This is a genomic window from Phenylobacterium sp. (genome assembly GCF_035539035.1).
In the GTDB taxonomy this organism is placed as follows: Bacteria; Pseudomonadota; Alphaproteobacteria; order Caulobacterales; family Caulobacteraceae; genus Phenylobacterium.
The window spans coordinates 455,240-477,239 of record NZ_DATLJI010000016.1 but is presented as its reverse complement, the minus strand read 5'-3'; the positions used below and the strand labels follow the sequence as shown (position 1 = coordinate 477,239).

Here is a 22,000-nt window from a genome sequence, read left to right as displayed (position 1 = left end):
TCAGATCCGGACGCGGGAGGAGGGGACCCGCGAGGCGGGCGTCGGCTCGGCCATGAACACCTGCTCCTCCTCGGTGTCGGCCAGCAGCAGGGCGCCGGCGCCCACCAGGCACCGGGGGGCCACGGTGATGCCGTCGCGCAGGGTCGCGTTGACGCCGATGAAGCAGTGGTCGCCGATCGTCACCCGGCCCGAAACCACGATGTGCGAGGCCAGGAAGCAGTGGTCGCCGATGATCGAGTGATGGCCGATATGGTTGCCGGCCCACAGCGTGGTGTCGGCCCCGATGCGGGCGAACGGCTGCACCACATTGTGCTCCATGACGAAGCTGTTCTCGCCCACCTGCAGCCCGTCCCAGACCTGGGCCTTCGGGCTGACGTGGCTGGCCAGGCGATAGCCCGCGGCCTTAGCGGCGGCGAACTTCTCCGCCCGGATGCGGTTCATCTTCGCGTAGCTCAGCGCCACGAACATCTCGTGCTCGTCCGGCCCGAACCGCCGCGCCACCTCCTCGAACGCCACCACCGGCCGGCCCTGGAAGCTGGTCTCGGTCAGGTACTCGCCGTCGACCGTGAAGGCTTCGATCCGGTAGTCGCTCTCGCGCTCGATGTACCAGGCCAGCACCTCGGCGATCTGCCGGGTTCCGAACATCACCAGCTTGCGGGTCATCGCGTCCACCAGTCTTCCGGCGCCAGCGGCGCCGGCCGCTGCGGCTCCCGCCAGGCGAAGGCGGTGAACTCGTAGAGGCCATAGTCGGCGCGGAACGCCATGTGCCGGGTGACGTCCCGCTTCAGGAAGGCCGCCACCTCGTCGAAGCCCCAGTGGAAGAGGTCGTCGCGCTCCCAGTCCACATGCTTGCTCATGGCGTTGAAGGCCACGCCGTAGCGGGCGGCCCGGAAGGCGGCCGCCACGATCCCCTCGGCCAGGGCGACCATCCGCTCGCGCGGGATGCCCTGCCGCTCGGTGAGCACCCCGTTCATGATCGCCGCGTCGACGCTCTCCGGCTCGAGCGGCTCGGCGACGATGTCGCGGACCTCGAAGGCCTGCTCCGGCCAGCGCGCCCGCGCGGCGGCGACCATGGCCGGCGAGATGTCCACGCCGCGGTAACGCACCTGCGAGAGCCGGCCGGTCTCGGCGAGGTAGTCCAGCAGCAGGCCCGGGCCGCAGCCGACGTCCAGCAGCAGCGGCGCCTCGCCGCCCGCCGGGACCGCGTCGAGTACGCGAAGCTGGGTGGCGAAGCGCGCCTCCAGCCCGGGGCCGTCGGGCCAGTCCACGCCCTGTGGCGTCGCCCCGGCCTCCCGCAGGCGCCGCTCGTAGTGGTCCTGCAGGGGCAGCCAGTCGCCGGACATGCGACCGGCGTAACACGACTGTTCCCGGGGCGGGAAGGGCGGCTCAGGTGAGCGCGCGCGCCGCGATCAGTTTCAGGAAGGCCTCGGCGGTTCGGCTGGCGCCCTGGCCGTCGCAGATCTCGGCGCTGGCCTCGGCCAGCTGGCGGCGCAGGTCGGCGTCCTTCAGAAGCTTCGTCACGGCCCGGTCGAACTGGGCGTCGAAGTCGGAGGCGGCGGCGTCCACGACCAGGGCAGCGCCCCGCTGGGCCAGCGCCGCGGCGGCGGAGCGCTGGTTCTCGGCGACCACCACCAGGATCGACGGAAGCCCCAGCGTGCAGCGCTCCCAGGTGGTCGAGCCGGCCGAGCCGATTCCGATGTCGGCCTCGGCGGTGAGCCGGGCCATGTGCGGGGTGTCCACGTGCAGGACCAGGCGCGGGTCCCGCCGGGCGACCTTCTGGAATCCCGGCAGGCTCGGCGCGCCGCTGCCCAGAACCACGTCGATGCCGGCCTCGCCGACGCGCAGGCGCAGGCGCTCCACCACGCGCGCGGTGATCCCGCCCACGTCCGTCAGGCCCATGGAGACCAGGAACCGCTGCACCGGCTCGCCGCGCCAGGCGAGCGCGGTCTGGCGCAGCGCCGCGAACTCCGGCCGCACCGGGGCGTAGCTGGGGCCGAGCAGCAGGCGGGCGTGCTCGGGGATCAGGCCGTCATAGTCCTGCACCCGGCGCTCGGGTCCGGAGTCGAGGACCAGGTCCGCGCCCAGCGGCCGGTCGGCCAGGTCGTCGATCACCAGCACCGGGCGGCCCTGGCCCATGGCCCGGTGGTCGCGCTCGGAAAGGCCGTAGTGGTCGAAGACGATGGCGTCGAACTGCTCCGAGCCGATGGCGGCGGCGAGGTCGCGAGGCTCCGTCGAGGCCGCCGCCAGCTGCTGGGCCGCCGGCGCGAAGCTCTCGAGGATGGCGCTCACCGCTGGAGGGCCCATGAAGGCGCAGGTGGCGCCCTGGGCGGACAGCGCGCCGGCCAGGGTCAGGCAGCGCATCACATGGCCGCCGCCCACCTTGGCGCCGGCGTCGACCACGAAAAGGATCCTGGGCCCGGTCATATCCGCCGATCACTTCCGAATGCGGCCGAAGCGGGGCGAGGGCGTCGAGTCATGCCGCGGGAGAAGACGGCGCCTCGCCCGAAAAGCAAAGGGCCGCTCCGAAGAGCGGCCCCCGCCGTGATCGATCGTACGTGTCGTCAGCTGAAGTCGGCGAAGGAGATATCCGCGAGGGTCTTGCCCACGAGGATGATCGCCTGGTCGTCGTTCTGGATATCGCCGTCATTGTCGACGTCGACGAACACCACCACGTCCGAGCCCACCTGCACCGCGACCAGCACGTCCGCAGGGGTCGCGCCGATAAGGGTGTTGGCGTCGCTCAGGGCCGCGTCGAAGTCGGCCGCCGTGTCGGTCTGGAGCCCGGTGCCCAGGCCGCCGCCCGCCGTCACGTCGAGGATGTCGTCGGAGCCCCAGTCGAGGATCCGGTCGGCGGCCACGCCGCCGGCCGTGGCGAGCGAGTCGCCGGCCGCCGCGAAGGTGTAGGTGTCGACGCCGCCGCCGCCGGTCATGCGGTCGACGCCGCCGCCGCCGGTCAGGGTTTCGGCGCCGGAGCCACCGACGATGGTGTCGTTGCCGCCTTCGCCGTTGAAGTGGTCAGCGCCGCCGCCGCCGGAGACCGAGTCGTTGCCGCCGCCGGCGCTGATGCTGTCGTTGCCGACGCCGCCGAAGATCGCGTCGTCGCCCGTGCCGGAACCGACGGTATTGGCCCCTGCGCCGACGTTGATCTGGTTACCGCCGTTGCCGGCCACCACGTGGTCATCGCCGGCGCCGCCGGTGATGGTGTTGGCGCCGTCACCCATGGTGATGGAGTCGTTGCCGTTGCCGCCGTCGACGATCGAGGCGGTGTTCAGGCCCGTGATCGTGTCGTTGTCGTCGCCGCCCTGGACGCCGCCCTGGCCGTCGAAGTCGATGCTGTCATCGCCCGCGCCGCCGTTCAGGATGTCCGAGCCGGAACCGGTCGTGCCGCCGGAGGTGATCGTGTCGCCCCCCGCGCCGCCGGACAGGGTGTCGTTGCCCACGCCCGAGGTGATCGAGTCCGCGCCGCCGCCGCCGAAGATCGAGTTGTTGCCCGCATCCCCGGCGATGCTGTCGACGCCGTCGCCGGCAGTGACCGTGTCATGGCCCGTGCCGCCGGTGATGGTGTTGGTCCCGCCCGTGTCGGTGACGGCGTTGTTGCCGTTGCCGGTGGTGACGTTGTCGTTGCCGGCGCCGACGGTGATGGTGTCGGACCCGCCGCCCGTCGTGATGACGTTGTTGCCCGCGCCGGCCGCAACCGTGATGGCGTCGGTGGCCGCGCCCGCGATGACGGTGTCGTTGCCCGTGCCCATGGTCACGGAGCCGCCGCCACCCATGGTGACGCTGTTGGCGCCGTCGCTGACGGTGATGGTGTCGGTCCCGCCGCCGCTGTTGACGGTGTCGTCGGCGACGCCGGTGGCGATCGTGTCGTTGCCGCCGCCGCTGCTGATCGAGCTGGCGCCGGTCCCGCCGTCGATGCTGTTGGCGCCGGTGCTCGCGGTGATGGTGTCGGCCCCGTCGCCGCCGCCGATCGTGTCGTCGCCGGTCCCGGCGGTGATCGAGTCGTCGCCCGTGCCGCCGAAGATGGAGTTGTTTCCGTCGCTGGCGGCGACACTGTCTCCGCCGGCGCCCGCGTCGACGATATCGACGCCCGTGCCGCCCGTGATGTCGTCGTTGCCGCCGCCGGAGGTCACGGTGTTGGCGCCCGCGCCCAGGGTGATGGTGTCGTTGCCCGAGCCGGCGTCCACGTTGTCGTTGCCGGCGCCGCCGTCGACCGTGTTCTCACCGTCGCCGGCCGAGAGGGAGTCGTTGCCGTCGTTGCCGCGGAGATCGTCGTCGCCTTCCTGGCCCTGCAGGGTGTCCGCGCCGAGGCCGCCGTCGAGCGTGTCGTCGCCCAGGTTGCCGAGCAGGTAGTCGTTGCCGTCGCTGCCGCTGATGTTGTCGTTGCCCTGACCGCCGAGCAGCAGGTCGAAGCCCGCGCCGCCGGTGATGGTGTCGTCGCCCTTGTTGCCCTGGGCGAAGTTGTCGTTGGTCCCCAGGTCGAGCGTGTCGTTGCCCTGGCCGCCGTAGACGACATCGTTGCCGGCCCCGCCGGTGATGGTGTCGTTGCCCTGGTTGCCCTGCAGCACGTCGCCGCCGGCGTCGCCCACGATGCTGTCGTTGCCGTCGCCGCCGTAGATGCCGTCGGACGCGGCCGTGCCCGCCTGGCTGTCGTTGCCGGTGGTGCCCGCGTAGAGCTTCGTTCCGTCGGGGAAGATGACGGCGTTGGCCTGGTTGCGCAGAACGGCGTCGTCGAAGGTCAGCGACTTGCCCGGCGCAACCAGCGTCACGCTGGCGGGGGTGTCGATGGTGAACGCATTGAACACGACGGCGACCTGAGCGGCCGTGCCGGACGTGAAGACGATGCGGTCAGACGCGGTGAAGGCCTGGGCCTGCGCCGTCGTCATTTCATCCCAGAAGTAGATCGCCACGTGATGGCCCCCGACTCAGAATTCAGAAAGAGAGAGCTGCACCCTAGGAGCAGGGTGTTGCGATTTTCTTGCCAAGGTTGAAGGACGTTAACCCTCTGGGCAAGCTCGCCTTTGGGGCGAGCGCGACTATTCGCGCGCGTCAAAGCGGCGCAGCAGCTCCTTCGCGGCGCGATCCGTTTCGGCGAGCGGGGCGTAGCGCCAGGCTGGAAAGCCGTCGTCGAACGGCCGGGCGACGCCTCTGCGGGCGAGGTCTTCGTGGAATTTCCGGAACTTGTCGCTGCCCCGGCCGACCATGGGCAGGACGTGCACGGGCTTGCCTGTGGCCGCAGCGTCGGTGGCGAGGTTGGTGGAGTCCTCGGTGATCAGGATCGCGTCGGCCGCCGCCAGGAAGGCGAAATAGGGGTTCTCGCCCTGATCGTCCCAGATGATCCCCGGCAGGCGGGCCAGGCGCTCACGCATGGCCCGCCTGGCTGCCTCGGGGGTGCGGCGGGTGAAGCTGAGCAGCAGCGAGCCGCCGGCGCGCTCCACCGCCCCGGCGATGCGGGTGGCGAGCGCCGCGGCGTGCGCTTCGGGCAGGTCGAACACCTTGGACCGGCCGCCGACGATCACGGCCACCCGCGGATGGGGCAGGGCCGCGAGCCGGTCCTGCCAGCGGGCGAGCTCCTCGGCCAGGCGCTCCGGCGTCAGGCGGTTCGGCGCGCCCAGGATCGGGAAGACGTTGGGCCCCACGAGCTGGTCGTGGGCCGGCGGGATCACCAGGTCGAACGGATCGAGCGGGACCCGCGGATCCTGGGTCTGGACCACGAAGGTGCGGCCGCCGGACCGGGCGCGCATCCGTACGGAGAGCGGCAGGGTCGCGCGGCCGGCCGCGATCCACAGGTCGGGCCATGGCGGCGCGATGGGACTGTCCGCCTCGATGGTCCAGGGTAGCGCCGGGTTGAGGCGCGAAGGCAGGCGGCCCAGCCCCCACCGCCAGCCGATCCGCTTGACGATGACCTCGGCCGACCGCAGCCGCGCGACCGCGTGCGCAAGGCCGACCGCCTGGGCTTCGATACCGGCTCGGCCGTCTGAGACGGCCCAGATGGTCAGGGGAGGCTTGGCGGCCCGGCCCATGCGGAGTGGGTCAGACCCACTCCACCTTGAGGATCTCGTAGGCCTTCACGCCGCCGGGGGTGTTCACCTCGACCACGTCGCCCGTCTCCTTGCCGATCATCGCGCGCGCGATCGGTGACGTGATGGAGACCCGGCCCTGCTTCACGTCGGCTTCGTGCTCGCCGACGATCTGGTAGCGGGCCTCCTCCTCGGTGTCCTCGTCCACCACCGATACGGTGGCCCCGAACTTGACCTGGGTGCCCGAGAGCTTGGAGACGTCGATCACCTGGGCTCGGGCCATCTTGTCTTCGATGTCGGCGATCTGGCCTTCGATCCAGCCCTGGCGCTCCTTGGCGGCGTGGTACTCGGCGTTCTCGGAGAGATCGCCGTGCGACCGCGCTTCGGCGATGGCGGCGATGACCGCCGGCCGTTCCACCGTCTTCAAACGCTTCAGCTCTTCGTCGAGGGCTTGATAGCCCTCGGCGGTCATCGGGACTTTTTCCATAGAGGTGATGACTCGGGTCCGCCCTAAGTGAGAGTTCCGTCCAAACCGGCCGCGGGCGCAGGCGTCCGGGGGGAAAGAAACTAGGATTGTGCGCCGCAAAACTCAAGAGCGGCGGTACGCAAGGCGGTTTGGGCTCCGCCTTCAGCCTGGCGGGCGCATCTGGACCGGGTCGTAGAAGAACTGCTCCTCGACGATCCGGTCGCCCTCCCAGCGCTGCAGCGCCAGCTCCTCGAGCAGGAGGGTAGGACCGCCCTCGTGCGGCGTGAACTCGAAGCGCCAGCGCACCACCGAGCGGTCGCCGTCCACCAGGATCACGTCCGCGGGATGGGTGTGGACCCGGTTGCGGGCGAGCATCCGCCGCTCCCCCTCGACCAGCGCGTCGCGGCCCGCTCGCGGCGGCTGCTGGTTCTCCTGCATCGAGGCATGCGGATGGTAGAAGGCCTCTATCGCCTCCACGTGCCGGTTGGATTCGACCATGGCGACGAAGGCCGCCACGCGTTCCCGGGTGGGCATCGGCTCCTCCTTCAGGCGCTCTCGCTCACGATCGCCCCCTCGAGTTCGGAGGGCTCAGGCGTCTCGAACACCCCTTCCACGAACTCGAACATCTCGGGCGAGACCTCGATGGCGAAGTTCTCGCCGCGGACCACGTTCCGCTCGGCCACCCGGGCCCGGCGCACCTCGGCCGAGGCGGTGACGTAGTGGAACTGCAGCGGAAGCTCCGCGGCCTCGGCGATCTCGCGCACGCGATCACGGTCGGCTTTCCGCATCAGGCCGATGTCGAGGATCACGGGCGTGCCGGTGGCCAGCACGCCGGCGGCCACCGACCAGATCTGCGCCTCGCAGCGGGCGACGCGCTGGATCATCCACTCGTATTCGATCGGCTCGGGCATGTCCGGCGCGAAGAGCCGCGCCATCCACTCGTCGAGGATGAAGGCCACGGCCTTCTCTCGCCGGGCGAAGGCGTTGGCGTAGGTCGTCTTGCCGGCTCCGGAGGGGCCGAAGATCACATGCAGGGTCGCGGGCATGGCCGCGGTCTAGCGGACGGAGAGGCCCCCGTCGATCACGAGCTCGGCGCCGGTGACGTAGCGGCTCTCATCGGAGGCCAGCCAGAGGACGCCGTTGGCGATGTCGGCCGGCACGCCCTTCACGCCCAGCGGCACGGCGAGTTCCGACAGGGCGTCGAGGTCCGGCGGGGCGTTGGTCCCGAACTCTCCCCCGAGCACCGTGCTCCAGATCGGCGTCTCGATGATGCCAGGGTGCACGGAGTTCACCCGCACGCCGTCCTTGGCCTGGGCGCATTCCAGGGCCACCGCCTTGGTGAACAGCCGCACGCCGCCCTTGGTGGCGCAGTAGCCGGCGAGGCTCGGCGCGCCCTTCAGTCCGGCCACGGAGGACATGTTGACGATCGAGCCGCCGCCGCCCTCCCGCATCAGGGGGATGGCGTGCTTCACGCCCAGGAAGACGCCGTCGAGGTTGACCGCCGTCTGCTTGCGCCAGGTCTCCAGCGTCATTTCCAGGATCGAGCCGCCCAGCCCGATGCCGGCATTGTTCACGAGGATGTCGAGCCGGCCGTGCCGGGCGCGGACCTGGCCCAGGACGTCGATCCAGGCCTGCTCGTCGACGACGTCATGGTGGATGTAGTCGGCCACGCCGCCGGCCTTGCGGATCGCGGCCGCCGTCTCGTCGCCCTTGAGGTCCTGAAGGTCGGTGATCACCACCGCGGCGCCTTCCTGCGCCAGCCGTTCGGCGCAGCTTCGCCCGATGCCGCTCGCGCCCCCGGTGACCAGCGCCACCTTTCCCGCCACGCGTCCCGCCATGATGTCCTCCCGACTTTTCCCTTGGCTTACGGCGCCGGAGGGCGGCGGGCCAGAGCGACGCCACGGAAGCATCTGTGCTAAGCGGCGCGCGGGAGGCGTAACCATGGAAGTCACCGTCCGGCCCTGTGACGCGAACGATGCGGCGGCGCTCGCCCTCGTGGGACAGGCGACGTTCTTGGAAACCTATGCGGGCGCGCTGCCCAAGACCGACATCCTCGCGCACTGCCGCGTGGAGCACGGCGAGGCGCGCTACGCCGAATGGCTGGCCGACCCGCGCTATGCCCTATGGATCGCCGAGGTGGACGAGGGGCGCGCGCCGCTCGGTTACGCCGTCCTGTCGCCGCCCGACCTGCCGGTGCCGCTGGCCGAGGACGACATCGAGCTGAAACGGATCTACCTGCTGCACCGCTTCCACGGCGTGGGCATCGGCGCGCGGCTGATGGCCGCCGCGGCGGACGGAGCCCGGGCCATGGGGGCGCGCCGCCTGCTCCTGGGGGTGTTCGGCGGCAATGTGCTGGCCATGGCCTTCTACGCCCGCCAGGGCTTCGTCCAGGCGGGCGAGCGCAAGTTCAGGGTGGGTGCGAACGAGTACGACGACCTCGTGCTCGCCCGCACCCTGCCCGCCTAGCGGCCGACAGGCGCGGCCGCGCGCCCTCCCGGGACCGGAAGCTCGTCCTTCCGCCCGGTTGCGACAGGCGCCGCCCAGGAGCGCGGGCCCGGCGTCGCGCCGGCGCGCCCATGCGCCTGTGGCAGCCCGGCGCCGTCCTCGGAGACGGCGCGGGAGCTACTGCAGATAGCTGGGCGTGCTGCCGTTCATCAGGCCCCAGATGAGCACCACCGCCAGAATGGCGACGGCGATCAGCATCAGGACCGGGATCACCCCTTCCATCTTCTCGGGGAGGTGGCTGTTCTTATGGTGGGGGCGAGCGTCGCCGTGATGTTCAGTCGACATGCCGTAATCCTCACAATCTGCAGGGGATTTCTCCCCTGTGAGCCAGACTGCGGCAGGCGCCACGGGCGCGCCTTTGGCTGGTCGATCTCGCGGCCGCCGGAGCGCGCCATATGCCGCCTGTTTCAGTCAGGCGATGACGCGACTCTGCGCCCCGGAAGAACAACGGTCAATTAACAGATCGGTCATGCGTAGCTCTGGAGCGGACGCACCTCCAGCGGGGCCTGCGAGGTCGCGACGATCGCCTGGGCGGCGGCCAGGGCGCCGGCTGCGGTCGTGAAGTAGGGGATCTTCATCATCAGCGCCGAGCGACGGATCTCGAAGCTGTCGACCAGCGACTGCTTGCCCTCGGTGGTGTTGAAGACGAGCTGCACGTCCCCGTTCTTCATCGCGTCGACGATGTGGGGACGGCCTTCCAGCACCTTCTTCACCTGCTCCACCTTCAGGCCCTGCTCCTGCAGGAACTTCGCCGTGCCGGCCGTGGCCAGAACCTTGAAGCCCTGGCCGAGCAGCAGCCGCGTGGGCTCCAGGATCCAGGCCTTGTCGGCGTCCTTCACCGAGACGAAGACGCACCCCTTCTGGGGCAGCGTCACGCCGCCGCCCAGCTGGCTCTTGGCGAAGGCGCGGGCGAAGGCGGGGCCGAGCCCCTCGCCGGGCCGCACCCAGTCCAGCCCCATGACCTCGCCGGTCGAGCGCATCTCGGGGCCCAGCACCGTGTCGACGCCGGCGAACCGGGCGAACGGGAAGACCGCTTCCTTCACCGCGATATGGTCGTAGGGCGTCTCGGTCAGGTCGAAGTCGGCCAGCTTCTTGCCCGCCATCACCTTGGCGGCGATGGAGGCGAGCGGACGGCCGATCGTTTTGGCCACGAACGGCACCGTGCGGCTGGCGCGCGGGTTGACCTCCAGCACATAGATCCGCGGGCTGTCGGAATGCGGCTCCTCGATCGCGAACTGCACGTTCATCAGGCCGCGCACCTTCAGCGCCCGCGCCATGGCCTCGGTCTGGCGCTTCAGCTCGGCGATGGTCTCCGGCTTCAGCGAGAACGGCGGCAACGAGCAGGCGCTGTCGCCCGAGTGCACGCCGGCCTCTTCGATGTGCTCCATCACGCCCGCCACGAACACCTGGCCGGTGTCGTCGCAGATCGCGTCCACGTCCACCTCGGTGGCGCGCGAGAGGTACTGGTCGATGAGCACGGGGCTGTCGCCGGACACCTGCACGGCGGTGCGGATGTAGCGGTCGAGCTGCTCGTCGTCGCGGACGATCTCCATCGCCCGGCCGCCCAGCACGTAGGAGGGGCGGATCACCACCGGGTAGCCCACCTTGTGGGCCCCGGCGAAGGCCTCGTCGCGGCTGCGGGCGATGGCGTTCACCGGCTGCTGGATCTCCAGCTTGTGCAGCAGCTGCTGGAACCGCTCGCGGTCCTCGGCGAGGTCGATGGCGTCCGGCGAGGTGCCGAGGATGGGAATACCCGCGTCCTCGAGCGCCTGGGCGAGCTTGAGCGGGGTCTGGCCGCCGAACTGCACGATGACGCCCAGGAGCTCGCCCCTCGAGCGCTCCACGTCGATCAGCTCCAGCACGTCCTCGGCGGTGAGCGGCTCGAAGTAGAGGCGGTCGGAGGTGTCGTAGTCGGTGGACACCGTCTCCGGGTTGCAGTTGACCATGATCGACTCCACGCCGATCTCGTCGAGCGCGAAGGCCGCGTGGCAGCAGCAGTAGTCGAACTCGATGCCCTGGCCGATGCGGTTCGGACCGCCGCCCAGGATGATCGCCTTCCTGCGGTCGGAGGGATCGCTCTCGCAGTCGGGCGCCTGGCCGAGCGCGCCGGTCTCGTAGGTCGAGTACATGTACGGCGTATCGGCCCGGAACTCGCCGGCGCAGGTGTCGATGCGCTTGAACACCGGCCGCACGCCCAGCGCATGGCGCGCCTGGCGCACCTCGCGCTCGCTCATGCCGGTGAGGGCGGCGATGCGGGCGTCGGAGAAGCCCGCCGCCTTCCAGGTGCGCAGCGTCTTCTGGCGCCTCAGCGCCTCGTCGTGCCCGAGGCTCAGCGCCACGCCCTCGGCGTCGCCGCCGGCGCGCAGGTCCACCGACGAGAGGAGGTGGCGGCCGTCGCGGGCGATCTCGCCCTCGGTGCGCACCAGGTCCTCGAGCTGCCGTAGGAACCAGGGCTCGTAGGAGCAGGCCGCGTGGATCTCGTCGCAGGTCAGGCCCTGGCGGAAGGCCTGGGCGATCACCCGCAGCCGGTCGGGCGTGGGGGTGGCCAGGGCCCGCAGTACCGCGGCGTGGCCCATCTCCGGATCGCCGGCGTTCTCGATGGCCACCTCGTCCAGGCCGGTGAGGCCGGTCTCCAGCCCGCGCAGCGCCTTCTGCAGGCTCTCGGCGAAGGTGCGGCCGATGGCCATCACCTCGCCCACGGACTTCATGGAGGTGGTCAGGTACGGCTCCGACCCCGGGTACTTCTCGAAGGCGAAACGCGGGATCTTGGTGACCACATAGTCGATCGACGGCTCGAACGAGGCGGGCGTCGCGCCCGTGATGTCGTTCATCAGTTCGTCGAGGGTGTAGCCGACGGCCAGGCGCGCGGCGACCTTGGCGATCGGGAAGCCGGTGGCCTTCGACGCCAGCGCCGAGGAGCGCGACACGCGCGGGTTCATCTCGATGACCACCATCCGGCCGTCGGCGGGGTTCACCGCGAACTGGACGTTGGAGCCGCCGGTCTCGACGCCGATCTCGCGCAGCACCGCGATCGAGGCGCGGCGCATCCACTGGTATTCCTTGTCGGTGAGCGTCAGCGCCGGGGCGACGGTGATCGAATCTCCCGTGTGCACGCCCATCGGATCGATGTTCTCGATGGAGCAGACGATGATGCAGTTGTCCGCCTTGTCGCGGACGACCTCCATCTCGTACTCCTTCCAGCCCAGCACGCTCTCCTCGATGAGGACTTCGGTGGTGGGCGAGAGGTCGAGGCCACGCTCGACGATCTCGCGGAACTCCTCGAGATTGTAGGCGATGCCGCCGCCCGTGCCGGCCAGGGTGAACGACGGGCGGATGATCGCGGGGAGGCCCACGAAGTCCAGGCCGGCCATGGCCTCGTCCAGGGTGTGCGCCACCTTCGAGCGCGGGCTCTCGAGCCCGATCGCGTCCATGGCGTCGCGGAATTTCTGGCGGTCCTCGGCCTTGTCGATGACGTCGGCGCGCGCGCCGATCATCTCGACGCCGTACTTCTCCAGCACGCCCATCTTCTCGAGGGCCAGGGCCGTGTTCAGCGCCGTCTGGCCGCCCATGGTGGGCAGGAGCGCGTCGGGGCGCTCCTTGGCGATGATCTTCTCGACCATCTCGGGCGTGATCGGTTCGATGTAGGTGGCGTCGGCGATCTCCGGATCGGTCATGATCGTCGCCGGGTTCGAATTGACCAGGACGATCCGGTAGCCCTCCGCGCGCAGCGCCTTGCAGGCCTGGACGCCGGAATAGTCGAACTCGCACGCCTGGCCGATGACGATCGGGCCGGCGCCAATGATCAGGATCGAGGAGATGTCGGTGCGTTTGGGCATCTTTTCTCGCGCGCGACGGCGGCCGCGAGGTGAGCGCGCCCGACACCGGTCAGAACTGCAGGTTAAGCGGGCGATTTAGAGAGGAGGGCCCGCGCGCGCAAGCGTGGCGCGCGCCGGGGCCGCACCCATAAGAAAAGGGCCGGCGCAGCGGCCGGCCCTTTCCGTCGTTCTGGAAGCGGTCCTCAGACCTGCAGCTGGCCTGCCGAGGACTTGCCGCTGCGCGCATCGCGCTCGATTTCGTAGGTCACCTTCTGGCCGTCGTTGAGCGAGGTCAGGCCCGCCCGCTCGACCGCGGAGATGTGCACGAAGACGTCCGGGCCGCCCTCATCGGGTTGGATGAAGCCGTAGCCCTTGGCGCCGTTGAACCACTTGACCGTGCCAGTAGCCATGTAATTTCGAAGTCCCGTATTGGTTTAATCCCGCCCGGCGCAAGCATTTGCGCGTTCGATCAAGTTCGAGAGGGGTCGGGAGGCACGTCCGCGCCCGTTCGAAGCGGGCAGGAAGAGACGGCCGAACCATGACGAATTCGATGCGGCACCCTGCCGGATTTCCTCCGCCCCGGCAAGGTGACTAAAAAAACTGCTGATTCGGCGAAACTATTTCGCGCCTTAGCCATATTGGAAGGGGAAGACAGCGGCGCGCACGCCGCCGTCCTCCCGTATGGAGAAGTAGCGTCCATGTCCCTGATCGAGAAACTCCCCCTGATGAGCGACGAGGAGGTGATGAACCTGCTCGCGAACGCCCGTCGCCTGCAGGCCCAGGGGGACGACAAGCAGCAAGCCGCCGCGGCCGAGCTCCTTCCCGCGCTCGAGGAAGTCGCCGCCGAGCGCCGCGCTGCGCGCCAGGAAGCCATCCAGGCCAAGCGCGCCGCCGCCCGCCGCCCGAAGAAGGCCGCCGCCTGACCGCTCGCGCCGGGGCGTGACCGGCGGACCAAGCTGCGCCATGGTCGGCGCATGAAGTCCGTCCTGATCTTCGCCCTGGCGCTCGCGACCGGCCCCGCCGCCGCCCAGCCCGCGGCCGTCTCCAAGCCCATCTCCGCCCAGCAGAAGACCCTCTCGGGACAGGCGATCGTCCTGCCTCAGGGGCCGGTGGAGGTGACCTTCTCCGAGATCGTCGTGCCGGCCGGCGGGGCGATCGCTCCACACAAGCACCCCTATCCCCGCTACGCCTACCTGGTGTCCGGCCGGCTGAAGGTGACCAATCTGGTCACCGGGACAGCGGCCGAGGTGAAGGCGGGCGACCTCGCCATCGACGCCATCGACCAATGGCACGAGGCCGCCGTCGTGGGCGGGGAGCCCGTCCGCATGCTGGTCATCGACCAGGCGCCGCCCGGCTTCGTGAACACCGTCAGGCGGGACTAGGCGCTACCCTCTTTCCTTTTGAGCCCTTGCCGCAGCGCGCCGGAGCAGGCAGCTTCGGCGCCGGTTCCTCCGCATGCGCGAGATCTCCTTGGCCGCCTCAGACACGCTTGCGCCGCTCATGGCGCGGATCGCGGCGGGCGACCGGGCGGCCCTGCGACAACTTTACGACGCCACCTCCGCGAAGCTTTTGGGCGTCTGCCTGCGTATCCTCTCCGACCGGGAGGAGTCCGAGGACGTGCTGCAGGAGGTCTATGTCACGATCTGGCGCCGGGCCGACCGCTTCGAGGCGGCGCGGGCCAGCGTCATGACCTGGATCTCGACCATCGCCCGCAACCGGGCCATCGACCGGCTGCGCGCCCGCGGGCCGCTGGCCTACGCCGAGCCGGTGGAGGGGTTGGAACTCGCCGACGGCCAAGCCAGCGCCGAGGCCCTGCTCGAGGCCGGCGACGACGCGGCCCGCCTGCAGGGCTGCCTGTCCGAACTCGACGACCGGACGCAGGGCGTGATCCGCACCGCCTTCTTCGAGGGCGTCACCTACGAGGCCCTGGCCCGGCGCATGGACGCGCCGCTCGGCACGGTGAAGAGCTGGATCCGCCGCGGTCTGGCCAAGCTCAAGGGGTGCCTCGAGCGATGAGCGACGCGCCCGACCTTTCCGAAACCGAAGCCCTGGCCGCCGAGCACGCGCTGGGCGTCCTCGCCGGTCGCGAGCGCGCCGAGGCCGAGGCGCGCATGGCCCGCGACGCCGAGTTCGCCGCCCTGGTGGACGCCTGGCGCGAGCGCCTGCAGCCCCTGGCCGACGCCGTGCCGGCGGTTGCGCCGCGGCCGGCCGTCTGGACGGCCATCGAACGCAGCCTGCCGGCCAACGACGACAACGCCGGGGCGGTTCGGAGCCTGCGATTCTGGCGGGGCGCGACCCTGGGCTCGCTGGGTCTCGCCGCGGCCAGCCTCGCCGCGGTGGTGGTCCTCGCCAACCGACCGCCCGCCGCTGCGCCGCCGGCGCCGATGGCGCCGCTGCTCAACGCCAACCTGGCGGGCCAACCCGGGGCCCAGCCGCTGTTCGTCGCGGCGTACGACCCGATGCGCAAGGCGCTGATTGTCACCTCGCTGGTTCCCGCGGGGACAGACCCGCTGCATGTCCACCAGCTCTGGCTGATCCCGCGGGACGGCAAGCCGCGCTCGCTGGGCATGGTCGAGCCGGGCACGTCGAAGACCATGACCATGCCCAGGCCCATGGAGGAGCTGGTGGCCGAGGGCGCCCAGCTCGCCGTCTCCGTGGAGCCGCCGGGCGGCTCGACCAACCCCGAGGGACCGTCGGGCCCGATCGCGGCGCGCGGCCTGCTCGCCAAGATCTGACGGCGCCGCCGGCCTTGGCGGCCGGGGCCGGTGCGTGCTGAAGATGGCGGATGCAGACGCCCTCGCTCACCCGCCGCGCCCTGACCGCCGCCGGCTTCGCCCTTCTCGCCACGCCCGCCGCCGCGGCCAGCGCCGCCGACGCCCGCTTCGCCCGGCTCGCCGCGCGCTACATCGACACCGCGGCCAGGCTCTCGCCGATCGGCGCGACCACGCTGGGGGATCACCGCTTCGACACCGAGATCGACGATGTCTCCGCCGCGGGACGCGCCAGGCGGCGGGCGGCGGCCCAGGAGCTCCTGAAGGCGGCCGAGGCCGTTCCGGTGGCGCAGCTCAGCCGCGACAACCAGGTGGACCTGGCGCTGCTCAAGAACCAGCTGCGCTACGACCTGTGGACCGACGAGCTCCTTCAGCCCTGGGCCTGGGACCCGCTGATCTACAACAGCGCCGCCGGCGGGGCGCTCTACGGCCTCATGGCCCGGGAGTTCGCGCCCCGGCCCCAGCGCCTCCGCTCGGCCATCGCCCGCATGGAGAAGCTACCGGGGCTGCTGGCCCAGACCCGGGCCGAACTCGTGCCGGCCCGCGTGCCGCTGATCCACGCCCAGACCGTCTCGCGGCAGAACCCCGGCGTGATCTCCATCGTGGAGACCATGATCGCCAACGACCTCTCAGGCCTCACGGCGGCCGAACAGGCGCGGTTCAAGGCGGCGGAGGCCGGGCTGCGGGCGGCGGTGGCCGAGCACCAGGCCTGGATCGACAAGACCCTCGTCCCGCAGGCCAAGGGCGACTTCCGCCTGGGCGCGAAGCTCTACGACCAGAAGCTGGCCTTCGCCCTGATGTCCCCGATGTCGCGGGCCCAGATCCGGGCGGCCGGCGAGGCCGCGCTCAAGGCCGCGCGCGCCGAGATGTACGCGCTCTCGAAAAACATCCTGGGCGCGAGCGCCCCGGCCGGCGACGAGCAGAAGGTCATCGAGGCGGCGCTCGAACTCTCCTACCGCGACCACGCCCCGCGCGACGGCGTCGTCGAGATGGCCCGCGGCTCCATCGACCAGGCCACCCGCTTCGTGCGGGAGAAGGACTTGATCACCCTGCCGGACGCGCCGGTGGACATCATCATCATGCCGGAGTTCCAGCAGGGCGTGGCCGTGGCCTACTGTGACAGCCCGGGGCCGCTGGAGCGGCATCTGAAGACCTTCTACGCCATCTCGCCGATCCCCAAGGACTGGAGCGAGGAGCGGGCGGAGAGCTTCCTGCGCGAATACAACCGCCGCATGATCCACGACATGAACGTGCACGAGGCCATGCCCGGGCACTTCGTGCAGATCTGGCACTCGAACCGCCATCCCTCGACGCTGCGGGCGGTGCTGGGCTCGGGACCGTTCGTGGAGGGCTGGGGGGTCTACGCCGAGGACCTGATGGCCAGGGAGGGCTTCCTCGCCGACGATCCGCTCTTCCGGCTGACCCAGCTGAAGATGCGGGTGCGCTCGATCACCAACGCCATCCTCGACCAGATGGTGCATGTCGATGGCGCTGACGAGGCGGAGGTGATGAAGTTCCTCACCGTCACCGCCTTCCAGCAGGAGCGGGAGGCGGCCGGCAAGTGGACCCGCGCCCGGGTAAGCTCGGCCCAGCTGCCCAGCTACTTCGTGGGGGTGGTCGAGCACGACGCGCTGCGCGCCGAGGCCGAGCGCCGCGCGGGTTCAGGCTTCAGCCTGAAGCGCTACCACGACCAGGTGCTGTCGTACGGCTCGCCCCCCGTGCGCTATGCGCGGGCCCTGATGTTCGACGAGCCGATCGCCGACGCGTGAGCCCTCAGGCCTTGGCCTTGTCCATGTTCTCGGCGAAGCGCTCGAAAAGGTAGAGGCTGTCGGTGGGCCCCGGCGAGGCTTCCGGGTGGTGCTGGACGCTGAACACCGGGCGGTCCTTCAGCGCGATGCCGGCGTTGGTGCCGTCGAACAGGCTGACGTGGGTCTCGACCACGGGGGCGGGGAGGGTGTCCCGGTCCACGGTGAAGCCGTGGTTCATGGAGACGATCTCCACCTTGCCGGTGGTCAGGTCCTTCACCGGATGGTTCGCGCCGTGGTGGCCCTGGTCCATCTTCACGGTCTTGGCGCCCAGCGCCAGCGACAGCATCTGGTGGCCGAGGCAGATGCCGAAGACGGGCGTGCCGCTGTCGACGATCTTCTGGATCTCGGGCACCGCGTACTCGCCGGTCGCCGCCGGGTCCCCCGGTCCGTTGGAGAGCAGGACGCCGTCGGGTTTGCGCGCCAGGATCGCCTCGGCGCTGGTGTTGGCCGGCACCACGGTCGCCCGGGCGCCCACCGAAGTGAGGGCCCGCAGGATGTTGCGCTTCACGCCGTAGTCGATGACCACGACCTCGTACTTCGGCGTCTCCGCGGGCTTGGCGTAGCCCTCCGGCCAGCTCCACAGGCCCTCGTCGTAGACGAAGGGCTGCAGGCAGGAGGCGTCCTTGGCGAGGTCGAGCCCGACCAGGCCGTCCCAGGCGCGGGCCCGCTCCACCAGGGCGTCCAGGTCGAAGACGCCTGTCGGACTGTGGGCGATGACGCCATGCGGCATCCCGGTCTCGCGGATCTTGCGGGTCAGCGCCCGGGTGTCGACGCCAGCCAGGCCCACCACGCCCCGGCGCTCCATCCAGGTCTGCAGGTCGGCGTCGGCGCGCCAGTTGGCGGGCCGGGTGGGCACGTCGCGGAAGATCGCGCCGCGGGCCGCGGTCTCGGCCGAGCCGGACATCTGCTCGATGTCCTGCACGTTGGTCCCGACGTTGCCGACGTGCGGGAAGGTGAAGGCCACGATCTGGGCCATGTAGGAGGGGTCCGTCAGGATTTCCTGGTAGCCGGTCATGGCGGTGTTGAAGCAGACCTCGCCCACCGCCTCACCGACCGCGCCGACGCCGATGCCCTGGAGGATGGTCCCGTCGGCGAGGGCGAGGACGCCGGTGACGCCAGGCAGCAGGTCGCGGGTCATCGGCAGGCTCCTTGTGGGCAAACGGCCGCGTAGGTAGTGACTCGCACCGGCACGGTCAATCAGGCGGGGACCCTATGGCGCACATCGACCCGGAACGCGAGGCCTGGGAGGTCTTCAAGTCGCTGCCGCGCGACGAGCCGATCCAGATGCTCAACCTGATCCGGCTGAAGCCGAAGGCCGAATACCCGCCGGGCCACCCGGACCACGGCAAGGCCCTGACCGGCCTCGACGCCTACCGCGCCTACGGCCGGACCACGGCGCACATCTTCAGGCGGCTGGGCGGGCGGCAGGTCTGGGCCGGCAAGCCGCAGGTTATGGTGACGGGCCCGCAGTCCGAGGCCTGGGACCTGGCGTTCATCGCCGAGTACCCGAACGCCGACGCCTTCATCGCCATGGTGCGCGACCCGGAGTACCGCGAGCTGGTGGCGCACCGCACGGCCGCCGTCGCCGACTCCCGGCTGCTGCGGCTGGCGCCGGTGGAGCCCGGCGAAGGCTTCGGAGAATAGCGGCAGGAAAGGTGGGAAACCTGTCCTTCAGGCCAAGCTTGCCGTCTGGCATCCTGCCGGCTCCCGGAGGTTCCTGATGCTCGCCCTGCGCCCGAACTGCGAATGCTGCGACCGCGACCTGCCCCCCGAGAGCGCCGAGGCGCGGATCTGCACCTTCGAGTGCACCTTCTGCGCCGACTGCACGGACAACCGCCTGGGCGGGACCTGCCCCAATTGCGGCGGCAACCTCGTGCGGCGCCCGATCCGGCCGGCGCAGCTGCTTGGCAAGCATCCCGCGTCGACCGAGCGGGTGCTCAAGCCGCACAAGGCCTGCGCGGCCTAGGCGCGGCGGCCGGGCTCCCTTAAGAGCGCGGCCATGCGCATCACCACGGTCGGCCTCGACGCCGACGACACGCTTTGGCACAACGAGACCCTGTTCCGGCTGACCCAGGACCGGTTCCGGGCGCTGATGGCCGACGTGGCTGCGCCGGAGGTGCTGGACGCCCGGCTGGCCGAGATCGAGCGGCGCAACCTCAGGCTCTACGGCTACGGGGTGAAGGGCTTCACGCTCTCCATGCTGGAGACGGTGATGGAGCTGACCGGCGGGGAGCCGCCGGGCCGCGTCATCGCCGACATCCTGGCCGCGGGCCGCGAAATGCTGAGCGAGCCGGTGGAGCCGCTGCCCGGCGTCGACCAGGCCCTGGCCGAGCTGTCGGAGAGCTACCGGCTGGTGCTGATCACCAAGGGCGACCTGCTGCACCAGGAGCAGAAGCTGGCGGCCTCGGGCCTCGGCGACCTGTTCGTGGCGGTGGAGATCGTCTCGGAGAAAGACGCGGCGACCTACGAGCGGGTGTTCGCCCGCCACGGCACCGGGGCGGCCGAGGCGGTGATGTGCGGCAACTCCATGCGCTCCGACATCCTTCCGGCGCTGGAGGCCGGGGCGTTCGCGGCGCATGTGCCCTATCCCCTGACCTGGGCGCACGAGATGGCCGACGCGCCCGAGGGCCATCCCCGGTTCTGCGAACTGGCGACCATCCGCGACCTGCCCGGCTGGATCCGATCGCTGGCCTGATGTCACAGACCTGAACCCTGCGCCGTCCTTGGGTTGAAGAGGGCGGAGGAGGGCAGGGATGTCCCGGATCATCGCAGGGGTGCTGGCGGCCGTGTTCACGGCCAATGCGCTGGCCATGCTGCTGGCGGGCTGGTGGTGGTACGGGGCGGTTCCCGGCGTGACGGCGACAGGGCCCTACAACCCGCACTTCGTGAGGGACATCGGCGCGGCCTACCTGGTGACCGCGGCCGGCCTCGCCTGGTTCGCCTGGCGACCGCGGGAGGGCTGGCCGGCGCTGGCGATCGGCGCAGGCTTCCTGACGCTGCACGCTGCGGTCCACGTCTACGACGCCGCCTGCGGGACCACGCCCATGGCCGACGTCCTGCGCGACCTCGCCGGCGTCTACCTGCCGGCCCTCCTGACGCTCGCCATCGCGCTCACCACACCGAAGGAGACCTCGCCATGCTGAAAGCCATCCTCTCGCGCCAGATCGACGCCTTCGAGCGGGCCTGGGGCTATGACGCCAGCTACATGCGCCACGTGCTGCGGGCGGCGCCCCTGAGCTTCCTGAAGTTCAGCTTCGTGGCCCGGATGACCGACCACCGGGCCGCCCCGGCCGAGGCGCTGGCGGCGGCGGGGCTGGTGGGCACGCTGCACGAGGACTGCGGGCCGTGCGTGCAGATCGGCGTCGACATGGCCACGGCCGGCGGCGCGCGGCCGGAGGTGCTGCGGGCGATCCTGGCCGGAGACGAAGCGGCGATGAGCGACGAGGCCCGGCTGGCGTGGCGGTTCGCCCGGGCCAGCCTGGCCCGCGACCTCGAGGCGGTGGAGCCGCTGCGCGACGAGATCGTCCGGCGCTGGGGCGACCGGGGGCTCGTGGCCCTCTCGCTCGCCCTGACCACGGCCCGGATGTACCCGACGCTCAAGTACGCCCTGGGCTACGGCAAGGCCTGCTCGAAGGTGACGGTGGGCGGCGTGGCCGCGCCGGTCGCGCACCTGCCGGTGGCGGCGTAGGCTCGCGCGCCATGGAAGCGGTCCTGACCGACGCCTTCGAGGCGCAGCGGCCCCGGCTGAAGCGGCTGGCGTACCGGATGCTGGGCTCGGTCTCGGAGGCCGAGGACGCGGTGCAGGACGCCTGGCTGCGCTGGACCCGGGCGGCCGAGGGCGTGACCGACCCGGCCGCGTGGCTGGTGCGGACCACAACGCGGCTCTGCATCGACCGGCTGCGGGCGGCGAAGGCGGAGCGGGCGGCCTATCGCGGCCCCTGGCTGCCCGAGCCGCTGATCGAGCCCCTGGAGGACCCGGTGGAGCGGGCGGAGGACGTCTCGGTGGCCTTCCTGCTGGCGCTCGAGCGGCTGTCGCCGCTGGAGCGCGCCGTGTTCCTGCTGCACGACGTGTTCGACGAGGACTATGCGGCGGTGGCCGAGACGCTCGGGCGGACGGAAGGCGCGGTGCGCCAGCTGGCCAGCCGGGCGCGGGAGCATGTGCGCGACGCGCGGCCCCGGTTCTCGGTGGACCGGCAGAAGGCGCTGGAGCTGGCCCAGGCCTTCGTGGCCGCCGCGGCCGGGCAGGACATGCAGGCCCTGGCGGCGCTGCTGGCCCGCGACGCGATCATGGTCACCGACGGCGGCGGCAAGCGGAAGGCGGCGCTCAGGGTGATGGTCGGTCGCGACGACATCATCCGGCTGCTGGAGGGCATCGCCTGGCGCACTGGCGGCCTGCCCGGCGTGGAGCGGTTCGAGACGGTGCGGGTCAACGGCCTGCCGGGGCTGGTGCTGCACCTCGCGGACGGGCCGGAGACGCTGGCCTTCGAGCCCGGCGAGGACGGGCTGATCGCGGCGATCTATGCGGTGCGCAACCCGGAGAAGCTGGCGCACCTGGCGGCGGACGCGAGTGACGGAAGCTGACACGTCTTCGCGTACGCGCACGCACGTAAGGGGCGCA

At 70.9% G+C, this 22,000-nt stretch carries 25 protein-coding genes; 12 read left to right on the top strand and 13 right to left on the bottom strand.

Annotated elements, in window-relative coordinates:
• The 9 genes from VM685_RS16260 to VM685_RS16220 form a co-directional block, all read right to left on the bottom strand.
• On the bottom strand, nt 1-663 hold the full coding sequence (locus tag VM685_RS16260) for an acetyltransferase (RefSeq protein WP_325462035.1): 663 nt from the start codon (nt 661-663) through the stop codon (nt 1-3).
• Nucleotides 660-1,343 carry a class I SAM-dependent methyltransferase gene (locus VM685_RS16255; protein ID WP_325461224.1) on the bottom strand — a complete coding sequence of 228 codons (684 nt, stop codon included), beginning with the start codon at nt 1,341-1,343 and terminating at the stop codon, nt 660-662. The genes VM685_RS16260 and VM685_RS16255 overlap by 4 nt, the downstream gene beginning before the upstream one ends.
• Nucleotides 1,344-1,386: 43 nt before the next feature.
• On the bottom strand, nt 1,387-2,424 hold the full coding sequence (gene pseG / locus VM685_RS16250) for a UDP-2,4-diacetamido-2,4,6-trideoxy-beta-L-altropyranose hydrolase (protein ID WP_325461223.1): 1,038 nt from the start codon (nt 2,422-2,424) through the stop codon (nt 1,387-1,389).
• Nucleotides 2,425-2,561: 137 nt separating this feature from the next.
• Nucleotides 2,562-4,883 (bottom strand): calcium-binding protein, encoded by a 2,322-nt coding sequence (locus tag VM685_RS16245; RefSeq protein ID WP_325461222.1) that lies wholly within the window; start codon nt 4,881-4,883, stop codon nt 2,562-2,564.
• 150 nt (nt 4,884-5,033) lie between these two features.
• Nucleotides 5,034-6,020 carry a mitochondrial fission ELM1 family protein gene (locus VM685_RS16240; RefSeq protein WP_325461221.1) on the bottom strand — a complete coding sequence of 329 codons (987 nt, stop codon included), beginning with the start codon at nt 6,018-6,020 and terminating at the stop codon, nt 5,034-5,036.
• A 10-nt stretch (nt 6,021-6,030) separates the two neighbouring features.
• The gene (gene greA / locus VM685_RS16235) at nt 6,031-6,504 is read right to left on the bottom strand and encodes a transcription elongation factor GreA (protein ID WP_325461220.1); all 474 of its coding nucleotides are present in this window, start codon (nt 6,502-6,504) and stop codon (nt 6,031-6,033) included.
• Between the two features lie 141 nt (nt 6,505-6,645).
• A complete protein-coding gene (locus VM685_RS16230; protein ID WP_325461219.1) occupies nt 6,646-7,017 on the bottom strand; it encodes a nuclear transport factor 2 family protein in 372 nt (123 codons plus the stop codon).
• 11 nt (nt 7,018-7,028) lie between these two features.
• Entirely contained in the window at nt 7,029-7,529 is a 501-nt protein-coding gene (locus tag VM685_RS16225; RefSeq protein ID WP_325461218.1) for an ATP-binding protein, read from the bottom strand.
• 9 nt (nt 7,530-7,538) lie between these two features.
• Nucleotides 7,539-8,321 carry a glucose 1-dehydrogenase gene (locus tag VM685_RS16220; protein ID WP_325461217.1) on the bottom strand — a complete coding sequence of 261 codons (783 nt, stop codon included), beginning with the start codon at nt 8,319-8,321 and terminating at the stop codon, nt 7,539-7,541.
• Between the two features lie 103 nt (nt 8,322-8,424).
• Between VM685_RS16220 and VM685_RS16215 the strand changes: the two genes are divergently transcribed.
• On the top strand, nt 8,425-8,949 hold the full coding sequence (locus VM685_RS16215) for a GNAT family N-acetyltransferase (protein WP_325461216.1): 525 nt from the start codon (nt 8,425-8,427) through the stop codon (nt 8,947-8,949).
• A gap of 156 nt (nt 8,950-9,105) precedes the next feature.
• On the opposite strand, the gene VM685_RS16210 is transcribed toward VM685_RS16215, so the two are convergent.
• From VM685_RS16210 to VM685_RS16200, 3 genes are all read right to left on the bottom strand, one after another.
• Complete coding sequence (locus VM685_RS16210) at nt 9,106-9,273, bottom strand: hypothetical protein (protein ID WP_325461215.1); 168 nt, start codon at nt 9,271-9,273, stop codon at nt 9,106-9,108.
• Nucleotides 9,274-9,455: 182 nt separating this feature from the next.
• Nucleotides 9,456-12,824, bottom strand: a complete 3,369-nt coding sequence (gene carB / locus VM685_RS16205; RefSeq protein WP_325461214.1) for a carbamoyl-phosphate synthase large subunit — start codon at nt 12,822-12,824, stop codon at nt 9,456-9,458.
• A 182-nt stretch (nt 12,825-13,006) separates the two neighbouring features.
• Entirely contained in the window at nt 13,007-13,213 is a 207-nt protein-coding gene (locus tag VM685_RS16200) for a cold-shock protein (RefSeq protein WP_325461213.1), read from the bottom strand.
• Nucleotides 13,214-13,501: 288 nt separating this feature from the next.
• Here VM685_RS16200 and VM685_RS16195 point away from each other — a divergent pair, with 288 nt between their 5' ends.
• From VM685_RS16195 to VM685_RS16175, 5 genes are all read left to right on the top strand, one after another.
• Nucleotides 13,502-13,726, top strand: coding sequence for a hypothetical protein (locus VM685_RS16195; RefSeq protein WP_325461212.1), 225 nt, complete (start codon nt 13,502-13,504; stop codon nt 13,724-13,726).
• Between the two features lie 51 nt (nt 13,727-13,777).
• Nucleotides 13,778-14,185, top strand: coding sequence for a cupin domain-containing protein (locus VM685_RS16190; protein ID WP_325461211.1), 408 nt, complete (start codon nt 13,778-13,780; stop codon nt 14,183-14,185).
• Nucleotides 14,186-14,273: 88 nt separating this feature from the next.
• Entirely contained in the window at nt 14,274-14,819 is a 546-nt protein-coding gene (locus tag VM685_RS16185; RefSeq protein ID WP_325461210.1) for a sigma-70 family RNA polymerase sigma factor, read from the top strand.
• On the top strand, nt 14,816-15,538 hold the full coding sequence (locus VM685_RS16180) for an anti-sigma factor (protein WP_325461209.1): 723 nt from the start codon (nt 14,816-14,818) through the stop codon (nt 15,536-15,538). Before VM685_RS16185 ends, VM685_RS16180 begins: the two co-directional genes overlap by 4 nt.
• A 50-nt stretch (nt 15,539-15,588) precedes the next feature.
• The gene (locus VM685_RS16175) at nt 15,589-17,343 is read left to right on the top strand and encodes a DUF885 domain-containing protein (RefSeq protein WP_325461208.1); all 1,755 of its coding nucleotides are present in this window, start codon (nt 15,589-15,591) and stop codon (nt 17,341-17,343) included.
• 4 nt (nt 17,344-17,347) lie between these two features.
• Here the strand turns inward: VM685_RS16175 and carA are convergent, their stop codons facing one another.
• The gene (gene carA / locus VM685_RS16170; RefSeq protein ID WP_325461207.1) at nt 17,348-18,520 is read right to left on the bottom strand and encodes a glutamine-hydrolyzing carbamoyl-phosphate synthase small subunit; all 1,173 of its coding nucleotides are present in this window, start codon (nt 18,518-18,520) and stop codon (nt 17,348-17,350) included.
• Nucleotides 18,521-18,594: 74 nt separating this feature from the next.
• Between carA and VM685_RS16165 the strand changes: the two genes are divergently transcribed.
• The 6 genes from VM685_RS16165 (at nt 18,595) to sigJ (ending at nt 21,963) form a co-directional block, all read left to right on the top strand.
• Complete coding sequence (locus VM685_RS16165) at nt 18,595-19,026, top strand: DUF1330 domain-containing protein (RefSeq protein ID WP_325461206.1); 432 nt, start codon at nt 18,595-18,597, stop codon at nt 19,024-19,026.
• A gap of 76 nt (nt 19,027-19,102) precedes the next feature.
• The gene (locus VM685_RS16160; RefSeq protein WP_325461205.1) at nt 19,103-19,348 is read left to right on the top strand and encodes a DUF1272 domain-containing protein; all 246 of its coding nucleotides are present in this window, start codon (nt 19,103-19,105) and stop codon (nt 19,346-19,348) included.
• Between the two features lie 33 nt (nt 19,349-19,381).
• Nucleotides 19,382-20,077, top strand: coding sequence for an HAD family hydrolase (locus VM685_RS16155; protein ID WP_325461204.1), 696 nt, complete (start codon nt 19,382-19,384; stop codon nt 20,075-20,077).
• A 58-nt stretch (nt 20,078-20,135) separates the two neighbouring features.
• Nucleotides 20,136-20,525, top strand: a complete 390-nt coding sequence (locus VM685_RS16150) for a hypothetical protein (RefSeq protein WP_325461203.1) — start codon at nt 20,136-20,138, stop codon at nt 20,523-20,525.
• On the top strand, nt 20,519-21,070 hold the full coding sequence (locus VM685_RS16145) for a hypothetical protein (protein WP_325461202.1): 552 nt from the start codon (nt 20,519-20,521) through the stop codon (nt 21,068-21,070). The genes VM685_RS16150 and VM685_RS16145 overlap by 7 nt, the downstream gene beginning before the upstream one ends.
• Before the next feature lie 11 nt (nt 21,071-21,081).
• Nucleotides 21,082-21,963: an RNA polymerase sigma factor SigJ gene (gene sigJ, locus VM685_RS16140; RefSeq protein WP_325461201.1), complete on the top strand. Its 882-nt coding sequence runs from the start codon at nt 21,082-21,084 to the stop codon at nt 21,961-21,963.
• The last annotated feature ends 37 nt before the right edge of the window (nt 21,964-22,000 follow it).

Bases quoted from the DNA above. Each gene is read 5' to 3' on its own strand.
- VM685_RS16260 (WP_325462035.1), bottom strand. From the start codon at position 663: ATGACCCGCAAGCTGGTGATGTTCGGAACCCGGCAGATCGCCGAGGTG.
- VM685_RS16255 (WP_325461224.1), bottom strand. From the start codon at position 1,343: ATGTCCGGCGACTGGCTGCCCCTGCAGGACCACTACGAGCGGCGCCTG.
- pseG (WP_325461223.1), bottom strand. From the start codon at position 2,424: ATGACCGGGCCCAGGATCCTTTTCGTGGTCGACGCCGGCGCCAAGGTG.
- VM685_RS16245 (WP_325461222.1), bottom strand. From the start codon at position 4,883: ATGACGACGGCGCAGGCCCAGGCCTTCACCGCGTCTGACCGCATCGTC.
- VM685_RS16240 (WP_325461221.1), bottom strand. From the start codon at position 6,020: ATGGGCCGGGCCGCCAAGCCTCCCCTGACCATCTGGGCCGTCTCAGAC.
- greA (WP_325461220.1), bottom strand. From the start codon at position 6,504: ATGGAAAAAGTCCCGATGACCGCCGAGGGCTATCAAGCCCTCGACGAA.
- VM685_RS16230 (WP_325461219.1), bottom strand. From the start codon at position 7,017: ATGCCCACCCGGGAACGCGTGGCGGCCTTCGTCGCCATGGTCGAATCC.
- VM685_RS16225 (WP_325461218.1), bottom strand. From the start codon at position 7,529: ATGCCCGCGACCCTGCATGTGATCTTCGGCCCCTCCGGAGCCGGCAAG.
- VM685_RS16220 (WP_325461217.1), bottom strand. From the start codon at position 8,321: ATGGCGGGACGCGTGGCGGGAAAGGTGGCGCTGGTCACCGGGGGCGCG.
- VM685_RS16215 (WP_325461216.1), top strand. From the start codon at position 8,425: ATGGAAGTCACCGTCCGGCCCTGTGACGCGAACGATGCGGCGGCGCTC.
- VM685_RS16210 (WP_325461215.1), bottom strand. From the start codon at position 9,273: ATGTCGACTGAACATCACGGCGACGCTCGCCCCCACCATAAGAACAGC.
- carB (WP_325461214.1), bottom strand. From the start codon at position 12,824: ATGCCCAAACGCACCGACATCTCCTCGATCCTGATCATTGGCGCCGGC.
- VM685_RS16200 (WP_325461213.1), bottom strand. From the start codon at position 13,213: ATGGCTACTGGCACGGTCAAGTGGTTCAACGGCGCCAAGGGCTACGGC.
- VM685_RS16195 (WP_325461212.1), top strand. From the start codon at position 13,502: ATGTCCCTGATCGAGAAACTCCCCCTGATGAGCGACGAGGAGGTGATG.
- VM685_RS16190 (WP_325461211.1), top strand. From the start codon at position 13,778: ATGAAGTCCGTCCTGATCTTCGCCCTGGCGCTCGCGACCGGCCCCGCC.
- VM685_RS16180 (WP_325461209.1), top strand. From the start codon at position 14,816: ATGAGCGACGCGCCCGACCTTTCCGAAACCGAAGCCCTGGCCGCCGAG.
- VM685_RS16175 (WP_325461208.1), top strand. From the start codon at position 15,589: ATGCAGACGCCCTCGCTCACCCGCCGCGCCCTGACCGCCGCCGGCTTC.
- carA (WP_325461207.1), bottom strand. From the start codon at position 18,520: ATGACCCGCGACCTGCTGCCTGGCGTCACCGGCGTCCTCGCCCTCGCC.
- VM685_RS16165 (WP_325461206.1), top strand. From the start codon at position 18,595: ATGGCGCACATCGACCCGGAACGCGAGGCCTGGGAGGTCTTCAAGTCG.
- VM685_RS16160 (WP_325461205.1), top strand. From the start codon at position 19,103: ATGCTCGCCCTGCGCCCGAACTGCGAATGCTGCGACCGCGACCTGCCC.
- VM685_RS16155 (WP_325461204.1), top strand. From the start codon at position 19,382: ATGCGCATCACCACGGTCGGCCTCGACGCCGACGACACGCTTTGGCAC.
- VM685_RS16150 (WP_325461203.1), top strand. From the start codon at position 20,136: ATGTCCCGGATCATCGCAGGGGTGCTGGCGGCCGTGTTCACGGCCAAT.
- VM685_RS16145 (WP_325461202.1), top strand. From the start codon at position 20,519: ATGCTGAAAGCCATCCTCTCGCGCCAGATCGACGCCTTCGAGCGGGCC.
- sigJ (WP_325461201.1), top strand. From the start codon at position 21,082: ATGGAAGCGGTCCTGACCGACGCCTTCGAGGCGCAGCGGCCCCGGCTG.